The 16,639-nt window shown below is 74.5% G+C and carries 15 protein-coding genes and 1 pseudogene; 5 read left to right on the top strand and 11 right to left on the bottom strand.

Features of this window, described 5'->3' with window-relative positions; translation table 11 throughout:
- A pseudogene (locus Q6350_RS12000) lies at positions 1–138 on the top strand (histidine phosphatase family protein); the annotation flags it as partial.
- Between the two features lie 93 nt (positions 139–231).
- On the opposite strand, the gene Q6350_RS11995 reads toward Q6350_RS12000, so the two are convergent.
- The 8 genes from Q6350_RS11995 to Q6350_RS11960 form a co-directional block, all read right to left on the bottom strand.
- The gene (locus Q6350_RS11995) at positions 232–801 is read right to left on the bottom strand and encodes a hypothetical protein (protein WP_171247274.1); all 570 of its coding nucleotides are present in this window, start codon (positions 799–801) and stop codon (positions 232–234) included.
- Between the two features lie 82 nt (positions 802–883).
- Positions 884–2,305 carry an alkaline phosphatase family protein gene (locus Q6350_RS11990; protein ID WP_305066263.1) on the bottom strand — a complete coding sequence of 474 codons (1,422 nt, stop codon included), beginning with the start codon at positions 2,303–2,305 and terminating at the stop codon, positions 884–886.
- Positions 2,302–3,489 carry a metabolite traffic protein EboE gene (gene eboE / locus Q6350_RS11985; RefSeq protein ID WP_304604424.1) on the bottom strand — a complete coding sequence of 396 codons (1,188 nt, stop codon included), beginning with the start codon at positions 3,487–3,489 and terminating at the stop codon, positions 2,302–2,304. The genes Q6350_RS11990 and eboE overlap by 4 nt, the downstream gene beginning before the upstream one ends.
- 8 nt (positions 3,490–3,497) lie before the next feature.
- A complete protein-coding gene (locus Q6350_RS11980; RefSeq protein WP_304604478.1) occupies positions 3,498–4,373 on the bottom strand; it encodes a TatD family hydrolase in 876 nt (291 codons plus the stop codon).
- A 2-nt stretch (positions 4,374–4,375) separates the two neighbouring features.
- Positions 4,376–5,026 carry an EboA domain-containing protein gene (locus Q6350_RS11975; RefSeq protein WP_305066262.1) on the bottom strand — a complete coding sequence of 217 codons (651 nt, stop codon included), beginning with the start codon at positions 5,024–5,026 and terminating at the stop codon, positions 4,376–4,378.
- Positions 5,026–5,928 (bottom strand): sugar phosphate isomerase/epimerase, encoded by a 903-nt coding sequence (locus Q6350_RS11970; protein WP_305066261.1) that lies wholly within the window; start codon positions 5,926–5,928, stop codon positions 5,026–5,028. The genes Q6350_RS11975 and Q6350_RS11970 overlap by 1 nt, the downstream gene beginning before the upstream one ends.
- A complete protein-coding gene (locus Q6350_RS11965) occupies positions 5,925–6,824 on the bottom strand; it encodes an SCO3242 family prenyltransferase (RefSeq protein ID WP_305066259.1) in 900 nt (299 codons plus the stop codon). Before Q6350_RS11965 ends, Q6350_RS11970 begins: the two co-directional genes overlap by 4 nt.
- Positions 6,821–8,032 carry an inositol-3-phosphate synthase gene (locus tag Q6350_RS11960; protein ID WP_304604420.1) on the bottom strand — a complete coding sequence of 404 codons (1,212 nt, stop codon included), beginning with the start codon at positions 8,030–8,032 and terminating at the stop codon, positions 6,821–6,823. The genes Q6350_RS11965 and Q6350_RS11960 overlap by 4 nt, the downstream gene beginning before the upstream one ends.
- Before the next feature lie 334 nt (positions 8,033–8,366).
- Between Q6350_RS11960 and cimA the strand changes: the two genes are divergently transcribed.
- Positions 8,367–10,019: a citramalate synthase gene (cimA, locus tag Q6350_RS11955; RefSeq protein ID WP_304604419.1), complete on the top strand. Its 1,653-nt coding sequence runs from the start codon at positions 8,367–8,369 to the stop codon at positions 10,017–10,019.
- A gap of 101 nt (positions 10,020–10,120) precedes the next feature.
- Complete coding sequence (locus Q6350_RS11950) at positions 10,121–11,209, top strand: biotin/lipoate A/B protein ligase family protein (protein ID WP_305066258.1); 1,089 nt, start codon at positions 10,121–10,123, stop codon at positions 11,207–11,209.
- Between the two features lie 5 nt (positions 11,210–11,214).
- Here Q6350_RS11950 and Q6350_RS11945 read toward each other — a convergent pair whose 3' ends face one another.
- Positions 11,215–11,964 carry a YggS family pyridoxal phosphate-dependent enzyme gene (locus tag Q6350_RS11945; protein WP_305066257.1) on the bottom strand — a complete coding sequence of 250 codons (750 nt, stop codon included), beginning with the start codon at positions 11,962–11,964 and terminating at the stop codon, positions 11,215–11,217.
- Between the two features lie 82 nt (positions 11,965–12,046).
- Between Q6350_RS11945 and Q6350_RS11940 the strand changes: the two genes are divergently transcribed.
- A complete protein-coding gene (locus Q6350_RS11940; protein ID WP_171247265.1) occupies positions 12,047–12,448 on the top strand; it encodes a YccF domain-containing protein in 402 nt (133 codons plus the stop codon).
- A gap of 34 nt (positions 12,449–12,482) precedes the next feature.
- On the opposite strand, the gene ybaK is transcribed toward Q6350_RS11940, so the two are convergent.
- Positions 12,483–12,974 carry a Cys-tRNA(Pro) deacylase gene (ybaK, locus tag Q6350_RS11935; RefSeq protein ID WP_171247264.1) on the bottom strand — a complete coding sequence of 164 codons (492 nt, stop codon included), beginning with the start codon at positions 12,972–12,974 and terminating at the stop codon, positions 12,483–12,485.
- A gap of 90 nt (positions 12,975–13,064) precedes the next feature.
- Here ybaK and Q6350_RS11930 point away from each other — a divergent pair, with 90 nt between their 5' ends.
- Positions 13,065–13,820: a sulfite exporter TauE/SafE family protein gene (locus Q6350_RS11930; protein WP_304606905.1), complete on the top strand. Its 756-nt coding sequence runs from the start codon at positions 13,065–13,067 to the stop codon at positions 13,818–13,820.
- Position 13,821: 1 nt separating this feature from the next.
- On the opposite strand, the gene Q6350_RS11925 is transcribed toward Q6350_RS11930, so the two are convergent.
- A complete protein-coding gene (locus Q6350_RS11925) occupies positions 13,822–16,542 on the bottom strand; it encodes an RNA helicase (protein ID WP_304604415.1) in 2,721 nt (906 codons plus the stop codon).
- Positions 16,543–16,639 lie beyond the last annotated feature (97 nt).

The following is a 16,639-nucleotide window of genomic DNA, read 5'->3' as shown; positions in this document are numbered from 1 at the left end:
ACCGCGGCCGCCTACGCCGAGCTGATGGGCCTGCCGGTCGAGACCGACCCGCGGCTGCGCGAACGGTCCTTCAGCCAGTGGGAGGGTCTGACCCAGGACGAGATCGTCGACCGCTGGCCCGAGGAGTACGCGACGTGGCGCCGCGGCGGGGGCGGGCGCGGGGGGGCGGCCCCGCCCCCGGGGGGGGGGGCGGGTGGGGCGGCCCCCCCCGGCCCCCTCGTCGTCGGATCCTCAGCGCGGCGGGACCGTCGGCACCACGAGCGTCCGGGTGATGACGCTGCCGAGCATCGAGGCGACCGCGATCCCCAGGACCGCCCACACCAGCGCGGTCATCGCGCCGGACAGCGGGTCGGGGTTGCCGGTGAACGGCAGCACCGCGAGGATCACCGTCGTCAGCCCGACGAGCCAGCCGAAGAACATCCGCGGCCGCGGGGCCACGACCACGAGAAGGTTGAGCACGATGGCGGCGGCGAGCGCGAAGAGCGCCCCGGCGGCGGCCCACGAGGCGTCGTCCCCGCCGCCGGCGACGTCGGGCGGCGGGATCAGCTCGATGCCGAAGACCTCGTCGAAGATCACCGAGGCGGTGAAACCGAGCAGGGCGCACACGAGCACGGTGGCGGCGGCTCCGGCCCAGTACCGGCCGATGTCGAGGCGCGGCTCGGGCGGAGGCGGCTTCGGTGCGGCCTCCCAGGTCGGCTTCTGCGCCGGCATCATCCCGGGAGGCTGTTCCGCCGGCTGGTTCACCGGCCGGTAGCGCTGCGTCGGGTCCTCGGACCCGTACGGACGCTGTTGATCGCTCACTGTCCCTCTCCTCGCCGTCGTCGTGCCCCTAGAGGACCACATCCGGGCCGTCGGCGCCCCCCGGACGCCGCCCGGGAGCACCTCACCGCGCCGTGCCGACCGGGTGCGTGAGGCCCTGCAGCGACAGGACGAGATCCTTGACGGACGCGGCCGGCACGGCCCGGTCGTCGTCGTGCACCCACGACGCGACGGGGTCGGGGACGGTCGGGTCGGAGCACAGCACCATCGGGGCGTCGAGGGCTGAGTCCGGCAACCGACCGTGCGTGCCGCCGACCCAGGAGGCGTCGAGCGGCACGGTCGACATCGCGTACCGCAGGCCGAGCCTCTTGCGCACGAGGTTCAGCCCGGCCCTGGCCTTCGCGAACCGGTCCGCGGGGTCGAAGAACAGCTCGGCCGGGTCGAACCCCGGCTTGCGGTGGATGTCCACGGCGCGGGCGTACTCGGGGGCACGGTCGTCCTCGAGCCAGAAGTAGTAGGTGAACCAGGCGCCCGGCTCGGCGACGACGACGAGCTCGCCGGAGCGTTCGTGGTCCAGCCCGTGGCGGGCCTGGGCCTCGCGGTCGAGCACCTCGTCGACGCCGGGCACGGCGCGCAGCAGGGCGGCGACCCGCGCCACGTCGGAGGCGTCGTCGACGTACACGTGCGCGACCTGGTGGTCGGCGACGGCGAACGCCCGCGAGGTCCACGGGTCGAGCTGTTCGCGGCCCGCCTGGGTGTACACCTCCAGCAGGCCCTCGCGACGCAGGACCCGGTTGAGGTGCACGGGGCGCTCGGCCCGGGTGATGCCGTACTCGGAGACGACCAGGACGGTCACGCCGTCGGCCTCGGCCTGGTCGAGCAGCGGTGCCAGCACGCCGTCCAGGTCGGCCGCGGCGGCGTCGGCCTGGGGAGACTCCGGGCCGAACCGCTGCAGGTCGTAGTCGAGGTGCGGGACGTAGGCGGTGGTGAGGTCGGCGGCCCGGGTGCGCAGCAGGTGCCGGGTGGCGTCCACGACCCAGCGGCTGGACGTGAGCGACGCCGTCGGGCCCCAGTAGGTGAACAGCGGGAAGTCGCCGAACCGCTCGACCAGCTCGTGGTGCAGGCCGGGCGGTCGCACGTAGGCGTCGGGGGACTTGCGGCCGTCGGCGTGGTAGATCGGCCGGGGCGTCACCGTGACCTCCGTGGTCATCCCCATCGCGTACCACCAGCACACGTTCACCGCGGAGTACCCCGGACGGCGCCGCCGGGCGGTCTCCCAGACCCTCTCGCCGGCGACCAGGCGGTGGTGCTGGCGCCACAGGTGGACCTCGCCCAGGTCGCGGAAGTACCAGCCGTTGGCGACGGCGCCGTGCTGGGCGGGGGACAGGCCCGTGAGCATCGTCGACTGGACCGTGCAGGTCACCGCCGGCAGCACGGTCGCCAGCGACGAGGACCATCCGCCGTCGGCGAGACGGCGGAGCCGGGGCATGTGGGCCAGGGCGCGGGGCGTGAGCCCCACGACGTCGAGCAGCAGGACGGGTCTCACGGGGTGCTCCTCCCGGCGGGGGTCAGGACGGTGTCACGGGCGGTCAGGTGGTCGGCGGCCCAGCGCAGCTCGGCGGCGATGCCCGCCACCAGCTCGTCGGTGCCGGACGGCAGCACGTCGGGGGGCAGGACCGACCAGGTGTAGGTCTCCACGTCCAGATGCGCCTCCTCGCCGTGCGGCGCCGCGGCCACCGCGGCGACGGACTCGCGCAGCACGTCGGTGGTGGCCGCCAGGGGCGGCGCCGGGTCGTGGTGCAGCGGGACGTGGAAGTGCACGCGCCACGGCCCGCGGCCCGGCAGACCGCCCGCCAGCGCATCGGTCAGGTCGTCGACGCCGTGCACCCGCCCGTCGGCACCGAGCTCGCGGGTCTGGTGGAGGTAGCGCGGTTCGGCGAACCGACGCACGGCATCACGGGCGGCGGGCGCCGCCGGGTCGGCGACGTGCAGGGCGGCGGAGGCCTGCACCTTGACGACCCGGAGCCCGGCCCCGGTGATGCGCCGCACCGCGGCGGCCGGGTCGGCGAACGACACCGCCAGGTGGCAGGTGTCGAGGCAGACGCCGACGAGTGCGGGGTCGATCCGCGCGGTCGCGGGCCGGTCGGCGCCGGTCCGGGCGCCCAGCCACCCCACGACGTCGTCGACGGTGTCCAGCACGCAGCCGGGTTCGGGCTCGACGGCGAGCCGGACGACGACCCCGCTGCGCTCGGCGAGGGCGCGCAGCTCGGCGGACAGCGTGGCCAGCGCCCGGGTGGCGGCCTCGTCGTCCGACGCCGTCCAGCCGGTGCGCCACCCCAGCGGGAGCGTCGAGACCGACCCGTCGGCGCCCGTCGGCAGCAGGTCGGCGAGCACCCGGGCGCAGGCGAGCGTGTAGGCCAGGCGCTCGGGCCGGGTCCAGTCGGGGCGGTAGACGGCGCGGCCCACGACGTCGGCGTGGAACCCGCCGGCGGGGAAGGCGTTCAGCGTGCGGACCTCGAGGCCGTGCTCGTGCAGGGCGACACGCAGGCGGTCGCGGTCGGCCGCGGAGGCGTCGAGGCGGTGGGCGAGACGGGAGGGCAGCCACAGCCCGATCCCGAGCCGGTTCAGCCCGGCGGCGCGGCGGACCGGGCCGGCGCTGCGGGCGAGCTGGTCCAGCACGCCGTCCAGGTCCTCGGCGGGGTGGACGTTGGTGCAGTACGACAGGTGCATCGGGGTCCTCAGACGCGCGCGCCGCGCAGCACGGAGGAGCCCTCGAACTCAGCCGGGGCCGGGACCTCGCCGGCGACGACGCCGGGGACCGGCTCCAGCACAAGGTGGCCGGAGGCCCCGTAGAAGGTCACCGGGTTGCGCCACAGGACGCGGTCGACGTCGTGCTCGGTGAACCCGGCGGCGAGCATCTCGGCGCCGGTACGCGCCGTCAGCAGCGGGTCGCTGCGGCCCCAGTCGGCGGCCGAGTTCACGATCATCCGCTCGGTGCCGTACTCGTCCAGCAGCGCCACCATGCGGTGCGGGTCCATCTTCGTGTCCGGGTAGATGGAGAAGCCCGCCCAGGCGCCGGCGTCGCGCACCATCGCCACGGTGGTCTCGTTGAGGTGGTCCACGAGCACCCGGGCGGGGTCGATCCCGGACTCGCGCACGACGTCGAGGGTGCGGCGGGTGCCGTTCAGCTTGTCCCGGTGCGGCGTGTGCACCAGGACGGGCAGCCCGGCCTCGCGCGCCATCTGGAGCTGGGCGGCGAACACCTCGTCCTCGGTGGGTGTCATCGAGTCGTAGCCGATCTCGCCGACCGCGACGACACCGTCCTTGAGCAGGTAGCGCGGCACCTCGGCGAGCACCTCGCGGCAGCGCGGGTCGTTGGCCTCCTTGGGGTTGAGGGCGATGGTGGCGTGGTGCCGGATGCCGAACTGCTCGGCCCGGAACCGTTCCCAGCCGAGCAGCGAGTCGAAGTAGTCGGTGAACGAGGACACCCCGGTGCGCGGCTGGCCGAGCCAGAACGCGGGTTCGACGACGGCGCGCACCCCGGCGGCGTACATCCGCTCGTAGTCGTCGGTGGTCCGGCTGGTCATGTGGACGTGCGGGTCGAAGATGCGCATGGTCACTCCGCGGTGGTCGGGGCCGGGACGGCCGGGTCGGGTCGGTGCTGCAGCAGCCGGTCGACGTCGGCGGGGACGGGGCGCCCGGCGGCGCATCGTTCGGCGGCGAAGTCGGACGCCATCCGCGCGGTCTCGGCGTCGACGCGGTCGGCCAGCCTGGCGACGGCGTCGAGCGGCACCCCGAGGAAGACGAGCTTGAGGACCGTGTGCCGCCACGTGTGCTGGTCCAGGTGCGCCGCGCCGAACGGTCCGACGGCGGCGGCCACGAGGGAGGGGTCGTTGGCGCGGTGCGCGTCGTGGGCGAGCTCGACGCCGGTCCGCGCCAGGGGGGAGCCGGCCGCGACCACGCCGTCGGACTGCAGGGCGTCGAGGCCGCGCAGCACCCCGCGGCGCTCGCCGGTGTCCCCCTGCGTGAACAGGTCGCGCAGCCGTCCGGCGACGTCCTCGCCGTCGCCGGCGGCGTGGGCCAGCGCCACGACCAGGGCGGCGCGGGCCTCGTCCTCGAACGTGCCGTGCACGAGGCCGTGCGGGTCGGCCCCGGGCCGCCGGGGTCCGCGGCCGGCCCGCCGAGGCGCCAGGGCGAAGGCGCGGGGCAGCGTGCGCGGGTCACGGGCGACCTCGGCCCGGGTCCGGTCGATCCAGGTGTCGCTCATCAGGGGGCCTCCGGGTGGGGGTGCCCGACGACGTCCGCCCAGGCGCGCCGCACCGCGGCGAGGCTGCGGCGGGCGAGCGCCGGGGCGTCGTGGGAGTGGCGGGGCAGCTCGACCGCGGCGACGCCGCGGTAGTCGATGTCGGCCAGGGTGGCGAGCACGAGCGGCAGGTCGAGGTCGCCCTCGCCGAAGGGCCGGTGCTCGTGGTGGGTGCGGGGCATGTCGTCGAGCTGGACGTTCGTCAGCACCGGGGCGGCGGCGCGCAGCGCGCCGACCACGCCGTCGGGTTCGACGACGAGGCAGTGCCCGACGTCGACGGTCAGACCGAGACCGGCGGGGTCGCCGAGGTCCGAGCGCAGCCGCAGGGCGTCCTCGACGGTCTCGACGAGCATGCCCGGCTCGGGTTCGATCGCGAGCTGCACGCCGTGCTCGCCGGCCTCCTCCAGGAGGACCGGCAGACGGTCGAGCAGCCGGGCCCACCCCTCGGCAGGGCGGTCGCCGTCCGGGAGCACGCCGGAGAAGAAGGACACGCACGTCGCGTCGAGGGTGGCGGCGACGTCGATCGCCCGCGTCAGGTAGCGCATCCGCAGGTCGGCCTCGCGGTCGACGAGGGTGGGCCGGTGCTTCGTCCACGCGTCGAGGGTGTAGCGCGTCCCCGTCTCGACGACGACGTCCGCCCCCGCGCCGTCGCGCATCCGGCCCAGACGGTCGGCCAGCCGGGCCGTCACGGACGCGGCACCGGGTGCGAACGGGTCGAGGTGCGGGTGGCCGAGCGTGAGGGCGACGGCCTCGTAGCCGAGCGTGTCGAGGACGTCGAGCGCGGCGGGCAGCGGGTGGTCGCCGAACCCGTTGGTGCCGTACCCGAGCGCGAACGGGGGCCGGTCGGGGGCGGGGTGGGTGGTCACGTGATGCTCACCTGCCGGCGGCCCCGGCGCAGCAGCCGTCCGGCGGCGACGGCGCCGGCCAGCACGGCGGTGCTCGCCCACCGCCCGCCGCGCGCCGTCCAGGCGGCCTGCAACGGGATCATGGCCTGCAGCCCCGCCCGGGTCGCGGTGCGTGCCGCGGGGGCCGTGCGGTCCGCGGCCGCGGTGCGCTGCGCCGGCAGGCACGTGGCGACGTACCCGGCGGTGGCGGCCAGCGCCGCGACGCGCCGGACCGTGGGACCGCCCGGCGAACCGGCCGGTGCCCGCCACGCCGCGACGGCCGTGGTGGCGGCGACGGCCACGGTGCCGGCCACGGCGGACCCTGCCACGCCGCGGGTGGTGCCGTGGACCTCGCCGCGCGACAGCGCCGTCACGGCGAGCGTGTGCGTCGTCAGCACGGCGGCGGTGGGCAGCGCCGTGCGCAGGGAGCCCGGGGCGGCGCCCAGCAGCACGTCGAGCCCGCGGCAGGCGGCCATCACGACGGCACCGGCGGGCCGGTCCTTCGCCGCGAGGTCGTAGGTGAGGACGCACGCGGCGAGCGGCACCGCGACGGCGAGCCCCCGCCGTCCGCTCGCCGCACCCGCGGCCACGACGCCGGTCGCGACGAGCCCCGTGCCGACGGCGAGCGCCTGCCGGGGCGTCACGCGTCCGGAGGGGATGGGGCGTTCGGGACGTTCGACGGCGTCGAGGTCGCGGTCGCCGTAGTCGTTGAGCGCCATGCCACCGAGGTAGAGGCAGGTCGAGGCGACGGGCAGCAGGGCGTGCCGCGGCGGGCGGAGGTCCGGCGGCGGTGCGGTGGCCATCCCGGCGAGGGTGTCGCCGAGGACGGTCAGCGCCGCCGGGGCGCGGACGAGCTCGACCAGGTCGCCCGCCCTCATGGCCGCCGTGCCACGGCGTCGGCGGTGCGGCCGGCCCAGTCCGCGAGCTCGACCGCCTGGGCGGCGGCCCCGTGCACGTCGGACCCCCAGGGGTCCTTGAAGAAGTACCCCAGCTCCGGGACGGGGCCGGTCAGCCCGGCCGCGTGCGCGAGGGCCAGCAGGCGGGCGAGGTCGAGGACCATCGGCGCGGCGAGCATGGAGTCGTGCGCGCTCCACGTGGTCTGCAGGGTGAGGCGCGAGCCGAGGAACCCCTCGACGTGCACGTGGTCCCACGCGACCTTGACGTCGCCGAGGTCGGGGACGTTGTCGATGTGCAGCGGGGTGACGTCGGTGCCGGTCAGGTCGCGCAGGCCGCGGTTCTTGGAGGTGAGCTTGCTGCGGGCCGCGACGGGGTCGGCCAGGGTGGCGCCGTCGCCGCCGCCGAGGAGGTTCGTCCCGGCCCAGGACAGCACCCGCAGGCCGCGGGTGGTGAGCGCGGGTGCCAGGACGGTGCGCAGCCAGGTCTGTCCCGTCTTGCCGTCGCGGCCGGCCACGGGGAGCCCGGCCTCGGTGGCCCAGCGGGTGAGGACCGGCACGGTCATGCCGGCCGACGGGGTGAACGAGGCGTAGGCGCAGCCGGCGAGCACGGCGGCGTACGCGGTCACCGAGGAGGCCGGGAGCACGGCGCGGTCCGGGTCGAGCAGCGCGGCACGCAGCAGCTCGGGGTCGTCGTGCTCGGGGACCGGGTCCAGCGGCGGTTCGGTCGAGGCGACGTCGATCACGACGACCCGGGCGAGGCGGTGGCGCTCGCGGAAGGCGACGAGGTCGGCGGCGAGCGTCTCGGCGGCCTCCTGCTGGGAGCCCAGGTGCCGGCGGGGGTCGTGGCCGGGCCGGATCTCGGCGTCGGCGGCGGCCAGGGCGTCGCGCGTGCCGGCCAGCAGGTGGCCGGGGATCATGCCGGCGTCGGCGAGCGCCTCGGCCTGCTTGACCACCGTCGTCGGGGCGACGTCGTGCCCGCCGACGACCAGGTCGTCGAACGCGGGCAGGGCGAGCCGGTCGAACGGTCCGGCCGCCGTGACGCAGCCGGTCGGCGGGGCGTGGCCGGCGGCGAGCGCGGCGAGCCCGAGCGTGGCCGTGGTGGCCACCGAGCCGCGGGCGCCGACCAACCAGAGGCCGGTGCGGCCCGTCGTCGCGGGCGGCTGCGTGGCGGTCGTGGTCCCGTGGTGCATCGTCGCTCCCCCCAGAAGCCGGTCGCGCGGACCGGTCGTGGCGTCGGAGGCGTCCCTGCCTCCGGCCGTCACGCTAGCGGGACTTACGGCGACATGCAATCAAAAGGTGACCAACTTTGGTTAGAACTGGCGAGGGGTGTCCGCGGCTCGGACGGGGCTGACCGATGGGTGGCCACCTGTGGCACCATGTGACGTATGACTCACGCACGGCGGTGCGACCAGCGCCGTCACTGCCTCATTAGCTAGCGCGTCCGGTGCACCCCCGCCGGACGCGCAGACCTTCCGTACCCGGAGGGTCTTTTTTGTTGCCGCCACCGCACCTACGGAGCCACCGATGGCCACCGCACCGTTCCACGTGTACGACACCACCCTGCGCGACGGCGCCCAGCAGGAGGGCATGAACCTGTCCGTCGCGGACAAGCTCGCGATCGCGCCGCTGCTGGACGAGCTCGGCGTCGGCTTCATCGAGGGCGGCTGGCCCGGCGCGATCCCCAAGGACACCGAGTTCTTCCGGCGTGCGGCCAAGGAGCTCGAGCTGAAGAACGCCGTGCTGGCGGCCTTCGGAGCCACCCGGCGCGCGGGTTCCCGGGCGTGGGACGACCCGCAGGTGCGCGCCCTGCTCGACTCCGAGGCTCCCGTGGTGACGCTCGTGGCCAAGTCCGACGTCCGGCACGTCGAGCGGGCGCTGCGCACGACGCCGGACGAGGGGCTGGCGATGATCACCGACACCGTGCAGTTCCTCGTGGGGGAGGGGCGCCGCGTCGTGGTGGACGCCGAGCACTTCTTCGACGGCTACCGGTACGACCCGGCCTACACGCGGTCCGCGGTCGCGGCGGCGTTCGAGGCCGGTGCCGAGGTGGTCGCGCTGTGCGACACCAACGGCGGCATGCTGCCGGACTGGGTCACCGACGTCGTCGAGGAGCTGCGGACCGGGCTCGACCTGCCGCACGGCCGCGACGCCCTGCCGGGGGACCCGCTGCTCGGCATGCACGCGCACAACGACTCCGGCTGCGCCGTGGCCAACACGCTGGCCGCCGTCGCCGCCGGGTGCGCGCACGTGCAGGGCACCGTCAACGGCTACGGCGAGCGCACCGGGAACGTGGACCTGGTGTCCGTCGTCGCGAACCTCGCGCTCAAGCGCGGCCTGCCGACCCTCGCCGGCGACGGGCTGGCCGACTCGACCCGCATCGCGCACGCCGTCGCCGAGATCACCAACATCGCGCCCTACACCCGCCAGCCGTACGTCGGGGCCAGCGCGTTCGCGCACAAGGCCGGCCTGCACGCCAGCGCCATCAAGATCGACCCGGACCTGTACCAGCACATCGACCCCACGGCCGTGGGCAACGACATGCGGATGCTGGTCTCCGACATGGCCGGGCGGGCGTCGGTCGAGCTCAAGGGCCGCGAGCTGGGGTTCGACCTGGCCGGCCAGGGAGAGCTGCTGACCCGCGTGACCAACCGCGTCAAGGACGCCGAGGCGCAGGGCTACACGTTCGACGCCGCCGACGCGTCGTTCGAGCTCATCCTGCGCGAGGAGCTCACCGGGCAGCGGCCCGCCTACTTCCGGGTCGAGTCGTGGCGCGCGATCGTCGAGACCACGGGCGGGCGCGGCGGCGTGCCGGACGCCGACCAGCGGGACGCCGAGGCGCTGGCCGAGGCGACGGTCAAGCTGCACGCCGGTGGCGAGCGCATCGTGGTCACCGGGGAGGGCAACGGTCCGGTCAACGCCCTGGACCAGGCCCTGCGGCATGCCCTGCGGAAGGTCTACCCGACCATCGAGACCTTCGAGCTGGTGGACTTCAAGGTGCGGATCATGGACGCCGAGCACGGCACGGACGCCACCACCCGGGTGCTGGTCGAGACCACCGACGGCCACCACACGTGGTCGACCGTGGGGGTCGGGCCCAACATCATCGAGGCCGCCTGGGAGGCGCTCATCGACGCCCACGTCTACGGGCTGCTGCACGCCGACGTCGAGCCGCGCTGACTCCTCTCCCGTTGTGGGCATGAGATCTGCGGCTCCGGGCGCACCCGGAGCTGCAGATCTCATGCCCACAACGGTCCGCGCGGGGCGGTTAGGCTGGCGGGGTGCATGGTGAGTACAAGGTCCCCGGCGGCAAGCTCGTCGCGGTCGACCTCGCGGTCGACGAGTCCACCGGACACGGCGTCCTGACGGACGTGCGCGTGTCGGGCGACTTCTTCCTCGAACCCGACGAGGCGCTGGGCGTCATCGACACCGCCCTGACCGGGCTGCCGGCCACGACCGGCACCGGCGAGCTCGCGCGCACCGTCACCGAGGCGCTGGAGAAGGCCGAGCAGGGCGGGGAGATCGCCGGACCCGTGGCGATGGTCGGCTTCGACGCCCGGGCCGTGGCCGTCGCCGTGCGGCGCGCGCTGGGCCTGGCCACGACGTGGGAGGACCACACCTTCGAGGTGCTGCGCCCCGGACCCCTGCCCCCGCGCACGCTCGCCGCGCTCGACCAGGTGCTCACCGAGGAGCTCGCGGCCGGCCGCCGCGGCCCGACCCTGCGGTTCTGGGACTGGGACGAGCGGGCCGTGTTCATCGGTTCCTTCCAGTCCTACCGCAACGAGATCGACGAGGACGGCGTCGCCGAGCACGACGTGACCGTCGTGCGACGCATCTCCGGCGGCGGCGCGATGTTCATGGAAGCGGGCAACTGCGTCACGTTCTCCCTGGTCGTGCCCGGCTCACTCGTCGACGGGATGAGCTTCGAGCAGTCCTACGCGTTCCTGGACACCTGGGTGCTCGGCGCCCTGGGCGAGCTGGGTGTGGAGGCGTACTTCAGCGGCATGAACGACGTCGCCTCACCCGGCGGCAAGCTCGCCGGGTCCGCGCAGAAGCGGCTGGCGGGGGGAGCGGTGCTGCACCACATGACGATGGCCTACGACATCGACGCCGACAAGATGATGCAGGTGCTGCGCATCGGCCGGGAGAAGATGTCCGACAAGGGCACCCGCAGCGCGAACAAGCGCGTCGACCCGCTGCGCTCGCAGACCGGCATGACGCGCGACGACGTCGTCGAGGCGTTCGCGGTGTACTTCGCCGAGCGGCACCGGACCGAGGCCTCCGACCTGCGCCCCGAGGAGCTCGAGCGGGCCCAGGACCTGGTGCGCACCAAGTTCGACACCGCCGAGTGGATCCACCGGGTGCCCTGAGCCGGTCAGGCGGGCGGGCGCGCGCCGAAGACGGCGGTGCCGACGCGCACGATCGTGGCCCCCTCGGCGACGGCGAGCTCGAGGTCGGTCGACATCCCCATCGACAGCTCCCGGGCGTCCTCGGTGCCGGGCGTGCCACCGGCCACGACCTCGTCGCGGACCGCGCGCAGCCGGGCGAACCCGGCACGGACCTCGTCCTCGTCGGGGGTGTTCGCCCCGATGGTCAGGAACCCGGTCAGGTGCAGCCCCTCCAGCGCCGCGACGGCGGTCGCGAGCTCGACGGCCTCCGTCGGCGCCGCCCCGGACTTGGACTGCTCGCCGGAGACGTTGACCTGCACCATGACGTCCAGCGTCCGGCCGTCGCGCACGCAGCGCCGCGCCACCGCCTCCGCGAGGGAGAGCCGGTCCACGGCGGCCAGCCCCGTGACGGTCGGCAGCATCTGGTTGATCTTGTTGCGCTGCAGCGTCCCGATCATGTGCACCTCGAGCCGGCCGGCCGCGACCAGGTCGGCCAGCGCCGGCGCCTTGGCGACCAGCTCCTGGACCCGGTTCTCCCCGACGAGCACCGGCCGGTCGTCCCCCCGCGCGGCCGCCAGGTCGGCGGCGGCGTGGACGGCCGCGAGGACGGTCCCGGCGTCCTGGGTCTTGGTGGCCAGCATCAGCCGGACGTCGTCGGGGCGCCGGCCCGCCGCGGTGGCGGCGTCGTCGATCCGTGCGCGTACCCGGGCGATCCGGTCGGGGAGGTCGGACGGCATGGCGCCCAGTGTAGGAACCTCCGGGGCAGGATCAGGGACCTCCCGGATGCCCTGCCCGGTCCCACGGGGCACAATCGACGGCGTGAAAGCGATCCTCAACGTCATCTGGCTCGTCCTGTCGGGCTTCTGGCTCGCGATCGGGTACGCCGCCGCGGGCATCATCTGCTGCCTGCTCATCGTGACGATCCCCTGGGGGATCGCCTCGTTCCGCATCGCCGGCTACGCCCTGTGGCCGTTCGGCCGCACCGTCGTGGACCGCCCCGGCGCCGGCGGCTGGTCCGTGCTGGGCAACATCATCTGGATCGTCGTCGCGGGCTGGTGGCTGGCCCTCGGGCACGTCGTCACCGCGATCCCGCTGTTCGTGTCGATCATCGGGATCCCGCTCGGCATCGCCAACCTCAAGATGATCCCGATCTCCCTGCTGCCGCTCGGCAAGGACATCGTCTCCACCGACACCCGGTACCCGACCTACCAGCCCTCCTGACGCCGTCCGTCCCCGCCCCGGCACCGGGCCGGCCTCACCGGGCCAGGGGAGCGGTGGTGGCGCCGGTGAGCCGCACCAGGTCCGCGGGGGCGAGGGAGAGGTCCAGGCCGCGCCGACCGCCCGAGACGTAGACGACCGCCAGCGACGTCGCGGAGGCGTCCAGGACCGTGACCAGGCGGGTGCGCTGCCCCAGCGGCGAGATGCCGCCGGCGACGTAGCCGGTGGCGCGCTCGGCCCGGGCGACCGGCGCCATCACCGCCTTCTTGCCGCCGACGGCGCGGGCGAGCGCCTTGAGGTCGAGCTCGCCCGTCACGGGGACCACGGCGACCACCAGCTCGCCGTCGACGTCGGCGACGAGCGACTTGAACACCTGCTCGGGCGGGACGCCGATCGCCCGGGCCGCCTCGAGCCCGTAGCCCAGGGTGCTGCGGGGGTCGTGGTCGTACGGGTGCAGCCCGTGCGGGATCCCGGCCCTCTCCAGGGCGAGCACGGCGAGGGTCGGTGCGCTGTTCCTCCGGCGTGTCACGCGGCCAGTGTGCCCGACGACTCGCCGGCGGGCAGGTCCGCCCCACGGCACGGTCCGGCCCGCCCGCCCCGCTCGGCGTACGGTGGGGCCGTGCTCGCCCTCCTCGTCCTGGCCATCCTCGTCGGTGGCGTCCTGCAGCGGGTCTCGGGGATGGGGTTCGGCCTGGTGGCCGGACCGTTCATCGTGCTGATCGTCGGGCCGCTCGAGGGCGTGCTGTTCGTCAACCTGGCCGGTGCGACCGCGTCGACCCTCATCCTCGGCCGCGTGGTCCGGGACGTGGAGTGGCGCAAGTTCGCGTGGCTGACCCTGTCGTCGCTGGTCGTCACCGTCCCCGCCGCCCTCGCCCTGCGCGAGGTGAGCGCCCCCGCCCTCGAGGTGACGATCGGGGCGTTCGTCATAGCCGCGATGACCCTCGCGGTGGTGACGACCCGGCTGCGCCGCGAGGGCCGGCACCCGGTGGACGCCGCCGCGGGCTGGCCGCTCGCGGTGACGGGGACGGCCAGCGGGATCGGGTCGGTCGCGGCCGGGATCGGCGGGCCGCCGGTCGCGGTCTACGCGGTGCTCAGCGGCTGGGACCCGAAGCGGTTCGCGGCCACGGCCCAGCCGTTCTTCGCGGCGAACGCGCTGGCGGCCATGGTGGCCAAGCTGGTGCTCTCCGACGCCTCGTTCCCGTCCATGGCGCCCTGGGAGTGGGTGGTGCTCATGGTCTCGATCCTCGCGGGTCTCGTGGTCGGCGACCGGCTCGCCCCGCGGGTCTCGGCGACCGCGACCCGCCGGGTGCTCATCGTGCTCGCCTACGTCGGCGGTGTCGCGACGCTGGTGCGCGGCCTGACCGGACTGCTGTGAGCTACAGCCGCCCGACCGCGAGGACCTCGAGGACCGGACGGCCCGCCTCGTCGGAGGCCGGCAGGTCCACCAGCGCGGTGATCGCCCAGTCGCGGTCGCCGTTCGCGTCGTCCAGGATCTGACGGACCCACCAGGTGTCGGCCGGCACGGTCGAGGCGTCCGACGGCGGGGCGCCGGCGGGCAGGGCGGCCCCGGGCTCCAGCATGGTCAGCAGCGCGGCCGAGCGGGCGTCCGCCCCGAAGCCGATCGCGTCGTCGCCCTGGGTCTCGAAGAGGTCCTCCAGCGCGTCGGCCCAGGCGTCCCCGTCCCAGCCGGAGGCCTTGTCGAGGGTCTCCAGGGCGTCGTAGTCCTCCCGGGCGGCGAGCTCGACCCGGCGGAACATGGCGTTGCGCACGAGCCGGCGGAACGAGCGGGGGTTGCCGGTGACCGGGCGGGCGGGCGCCTCGGCGCCCGCCTCGGCGAGCTCGCCCTCCACCACGGTGTCGGCGTCGTCGTCGACGGGGTTCTGCAGCCGCTCCCACTCGTCCAGCAGCGAGGAGTCGACGCCGCGCACCAGCTCGCCGAGCCACTCGACGACCTCGGCGACCTCCTCGGTGCGGTGCTCCTCGGGCACGACCTGACGCACCGCGCGGTAGGCGTCGGCGAGGTAGCGCAGCACCACGCCCTCGGTGCGCTCCAGGCCGTAGGTGCTGACCATCTCGGCGAAGGTCATCGCCTGCTCGAGCATGTCGCGCACCACGGCCTTCGGGGCCAGCTCGGCCCCGGCGACCCACGGGTTGGACTGCTTGTACTGCGCGAACGCGGGTTCGAGCAGGTCCGCGAGCGGCTTCGGCCAGGACACCTCCTCGAGCAGCTCCATGCGCTCGTCGTACTCGATGCCCTCGGCCTTCATCTCGGCGACGGCCTCGCCGCGCGCCTTCTTCTGCTGGCCGAACAGGATCTGGCGCGGGTCGTCGAGCGTGGCCTCGATGACCGAGACGACGTCGAGGGCGTGCGTGGGGGAGTCGACGTCGAGCAGGTCCATGGCCGCCAGCGCGAACGGCGACAGCGGGGCGTTGAGCGCGAAGTCCCGCGGCAGGTCCACGACCAGCCGCACGCTCGGGCGGTAGCCCGCGGGGCGGGTGTCGTCGGGGACGCGGACCCTCTCCACGACGCCGGCCACCCGCAGCGAGCGGTAGATGCGCAGCGCCTGGCGCACGTGGCCGGCCTGCTGGGCGGCGGTGTCGTGGTTGGCGGTCAGCAGGTGGCGCATCGCCTCGACCGGGTCGGCGGCGGCGCCGTCGCCCGTCCCCCGGGTGCGGGCCAGCACGTTGAGCACCATCGCGTGGTTGACGTGGAACTGGCTGGCCAGCGGCTCCGGCGGGGCGTCGCGCAGGCGGTCGAAGGTCGACTCGGTCCAGTTGACCGCGCCGGACGGGGCCTTCTTGCGCACGATCTTTTTCTTCTTCTTCGGGTCGTCCCCGGCCTTGGCGAGGGCCTTGCGGTTCTCGATGACGTGCTCGGGCGCCATGACCAGCACCTCGCCGAGGGTGTCGTAGCCCGCGCGACCGGCTCGGCCGGCGATCTGGTGGAACTCCCGAGCCGTCAGATGGCGCATGCGCTCGCCGTCGAACTTCACCAGCGACGTCATGAGCACGGTGCGGATCGGCACGTTGATGCCCACGCCCAGGGTGTCGGTGCCGCAGACGACCTTGAGCAGCCCCTTCTGGGTGAGGCGCTCCACGAGCCGGCGGTACTTGGGCAGCATCCCGGCGTGGTGCACCCCGACGCCGGCGCGCAGGTACTTGGACAGGATCTTGCCGAACCCGGTGCCGAACCGGAACGCGCCGATCTCGTCGACGATCGCCTGCTTCTCCTCCTTGGAGGCGAGCTTGGTGCTCAGCAGGGCCTGGGCCCGGTCGACGGCGTCCTTCTGGGTGAAGTGCACGACGTACACCGGGGCACGGTGGGTGTGCACGAGCTCCTCGATGACCTCGGGCAGCGGCTCCTGGACGTAGGAGAACTCCAGCGGGACCGGCCGCTCGGCGCCGGTGACCTCGGCGACGTCACGGCCGGTGCGCTCGGTGAGGTCCTCCCGCAGCCGTGTGGTGTCGCCGAGCGTGCCGGACATCAGCAGGAACTGGGTGTGCGGCAGCTCGAGCAGCGGCACCTGCCAGGCCCAGCCACGCTGCGGGTCGCCGTAGAAGTGGAACTCGTCCATGACGACCTGGCCGATGAAGTCGTCGTCGCCCGGGCTCCCGGCCCCGTTGCGCAGCGCGAGGTTCGCCAGGATCTCGGCCGTGCAGCAGATGATGGGGGCGTCGGCGTTGACCGCGCTGTCGCCGGTCATCATGCCGACGTTGCGCGACCCGAACGCGGCCACGAGGTCGAAGAACTTCTCGCTGACCAACGCCTTGAGCGGTGCCGTGTAGTAGGTGCGCCCGCCCAGGCCGGACCGCCGCGCCGCCAGCGCCGCGAACTGCGCTCCCATCGCCACCATCGACTTGCCCGACCCGGTCGGCGTCGCCAGGACGACGTGCGAGCCCGTCATGAGCTCCAGCAGCGCCTCCTCCTGGTGCGCGTACAGCGGCCGTCCGGACGCGGCCGCCCACTCGCCGAAGCCCTCGAACAGCGCGTCCGGGTCCGGGGCCTGGCCCGTCGGGGCGGGCAGGTGCGGCAGCAGGGTGCCGGCGGGGCGCGGTGCGGGCGTGACGGACGAGGAGGCGGTGTCGGTGGCAGTCATCGTGCGGTCATTCTGTCAGCAGCCCCGCATGACCCCCGACGAGCGTGCTCGTTCGGTACGTCAAGTGCTTGGTTGGGGTACCGAACGAGCACGCTCG

Origin of the sequence: Isoptericola sp. b515 (assembly GCF_030588125.1) — a bacterium.
Lineage (GTDB): Bacteria > Actinomycetota > Actinomycetes > Actinomycetales > Cellulomonadaceae > Isoptericola > Isoptericola sediminis.
Note: the sequence above shows the minus strand (reverse complement) of the source record. Positions and strands in the feature narration are given on the sequence as shown.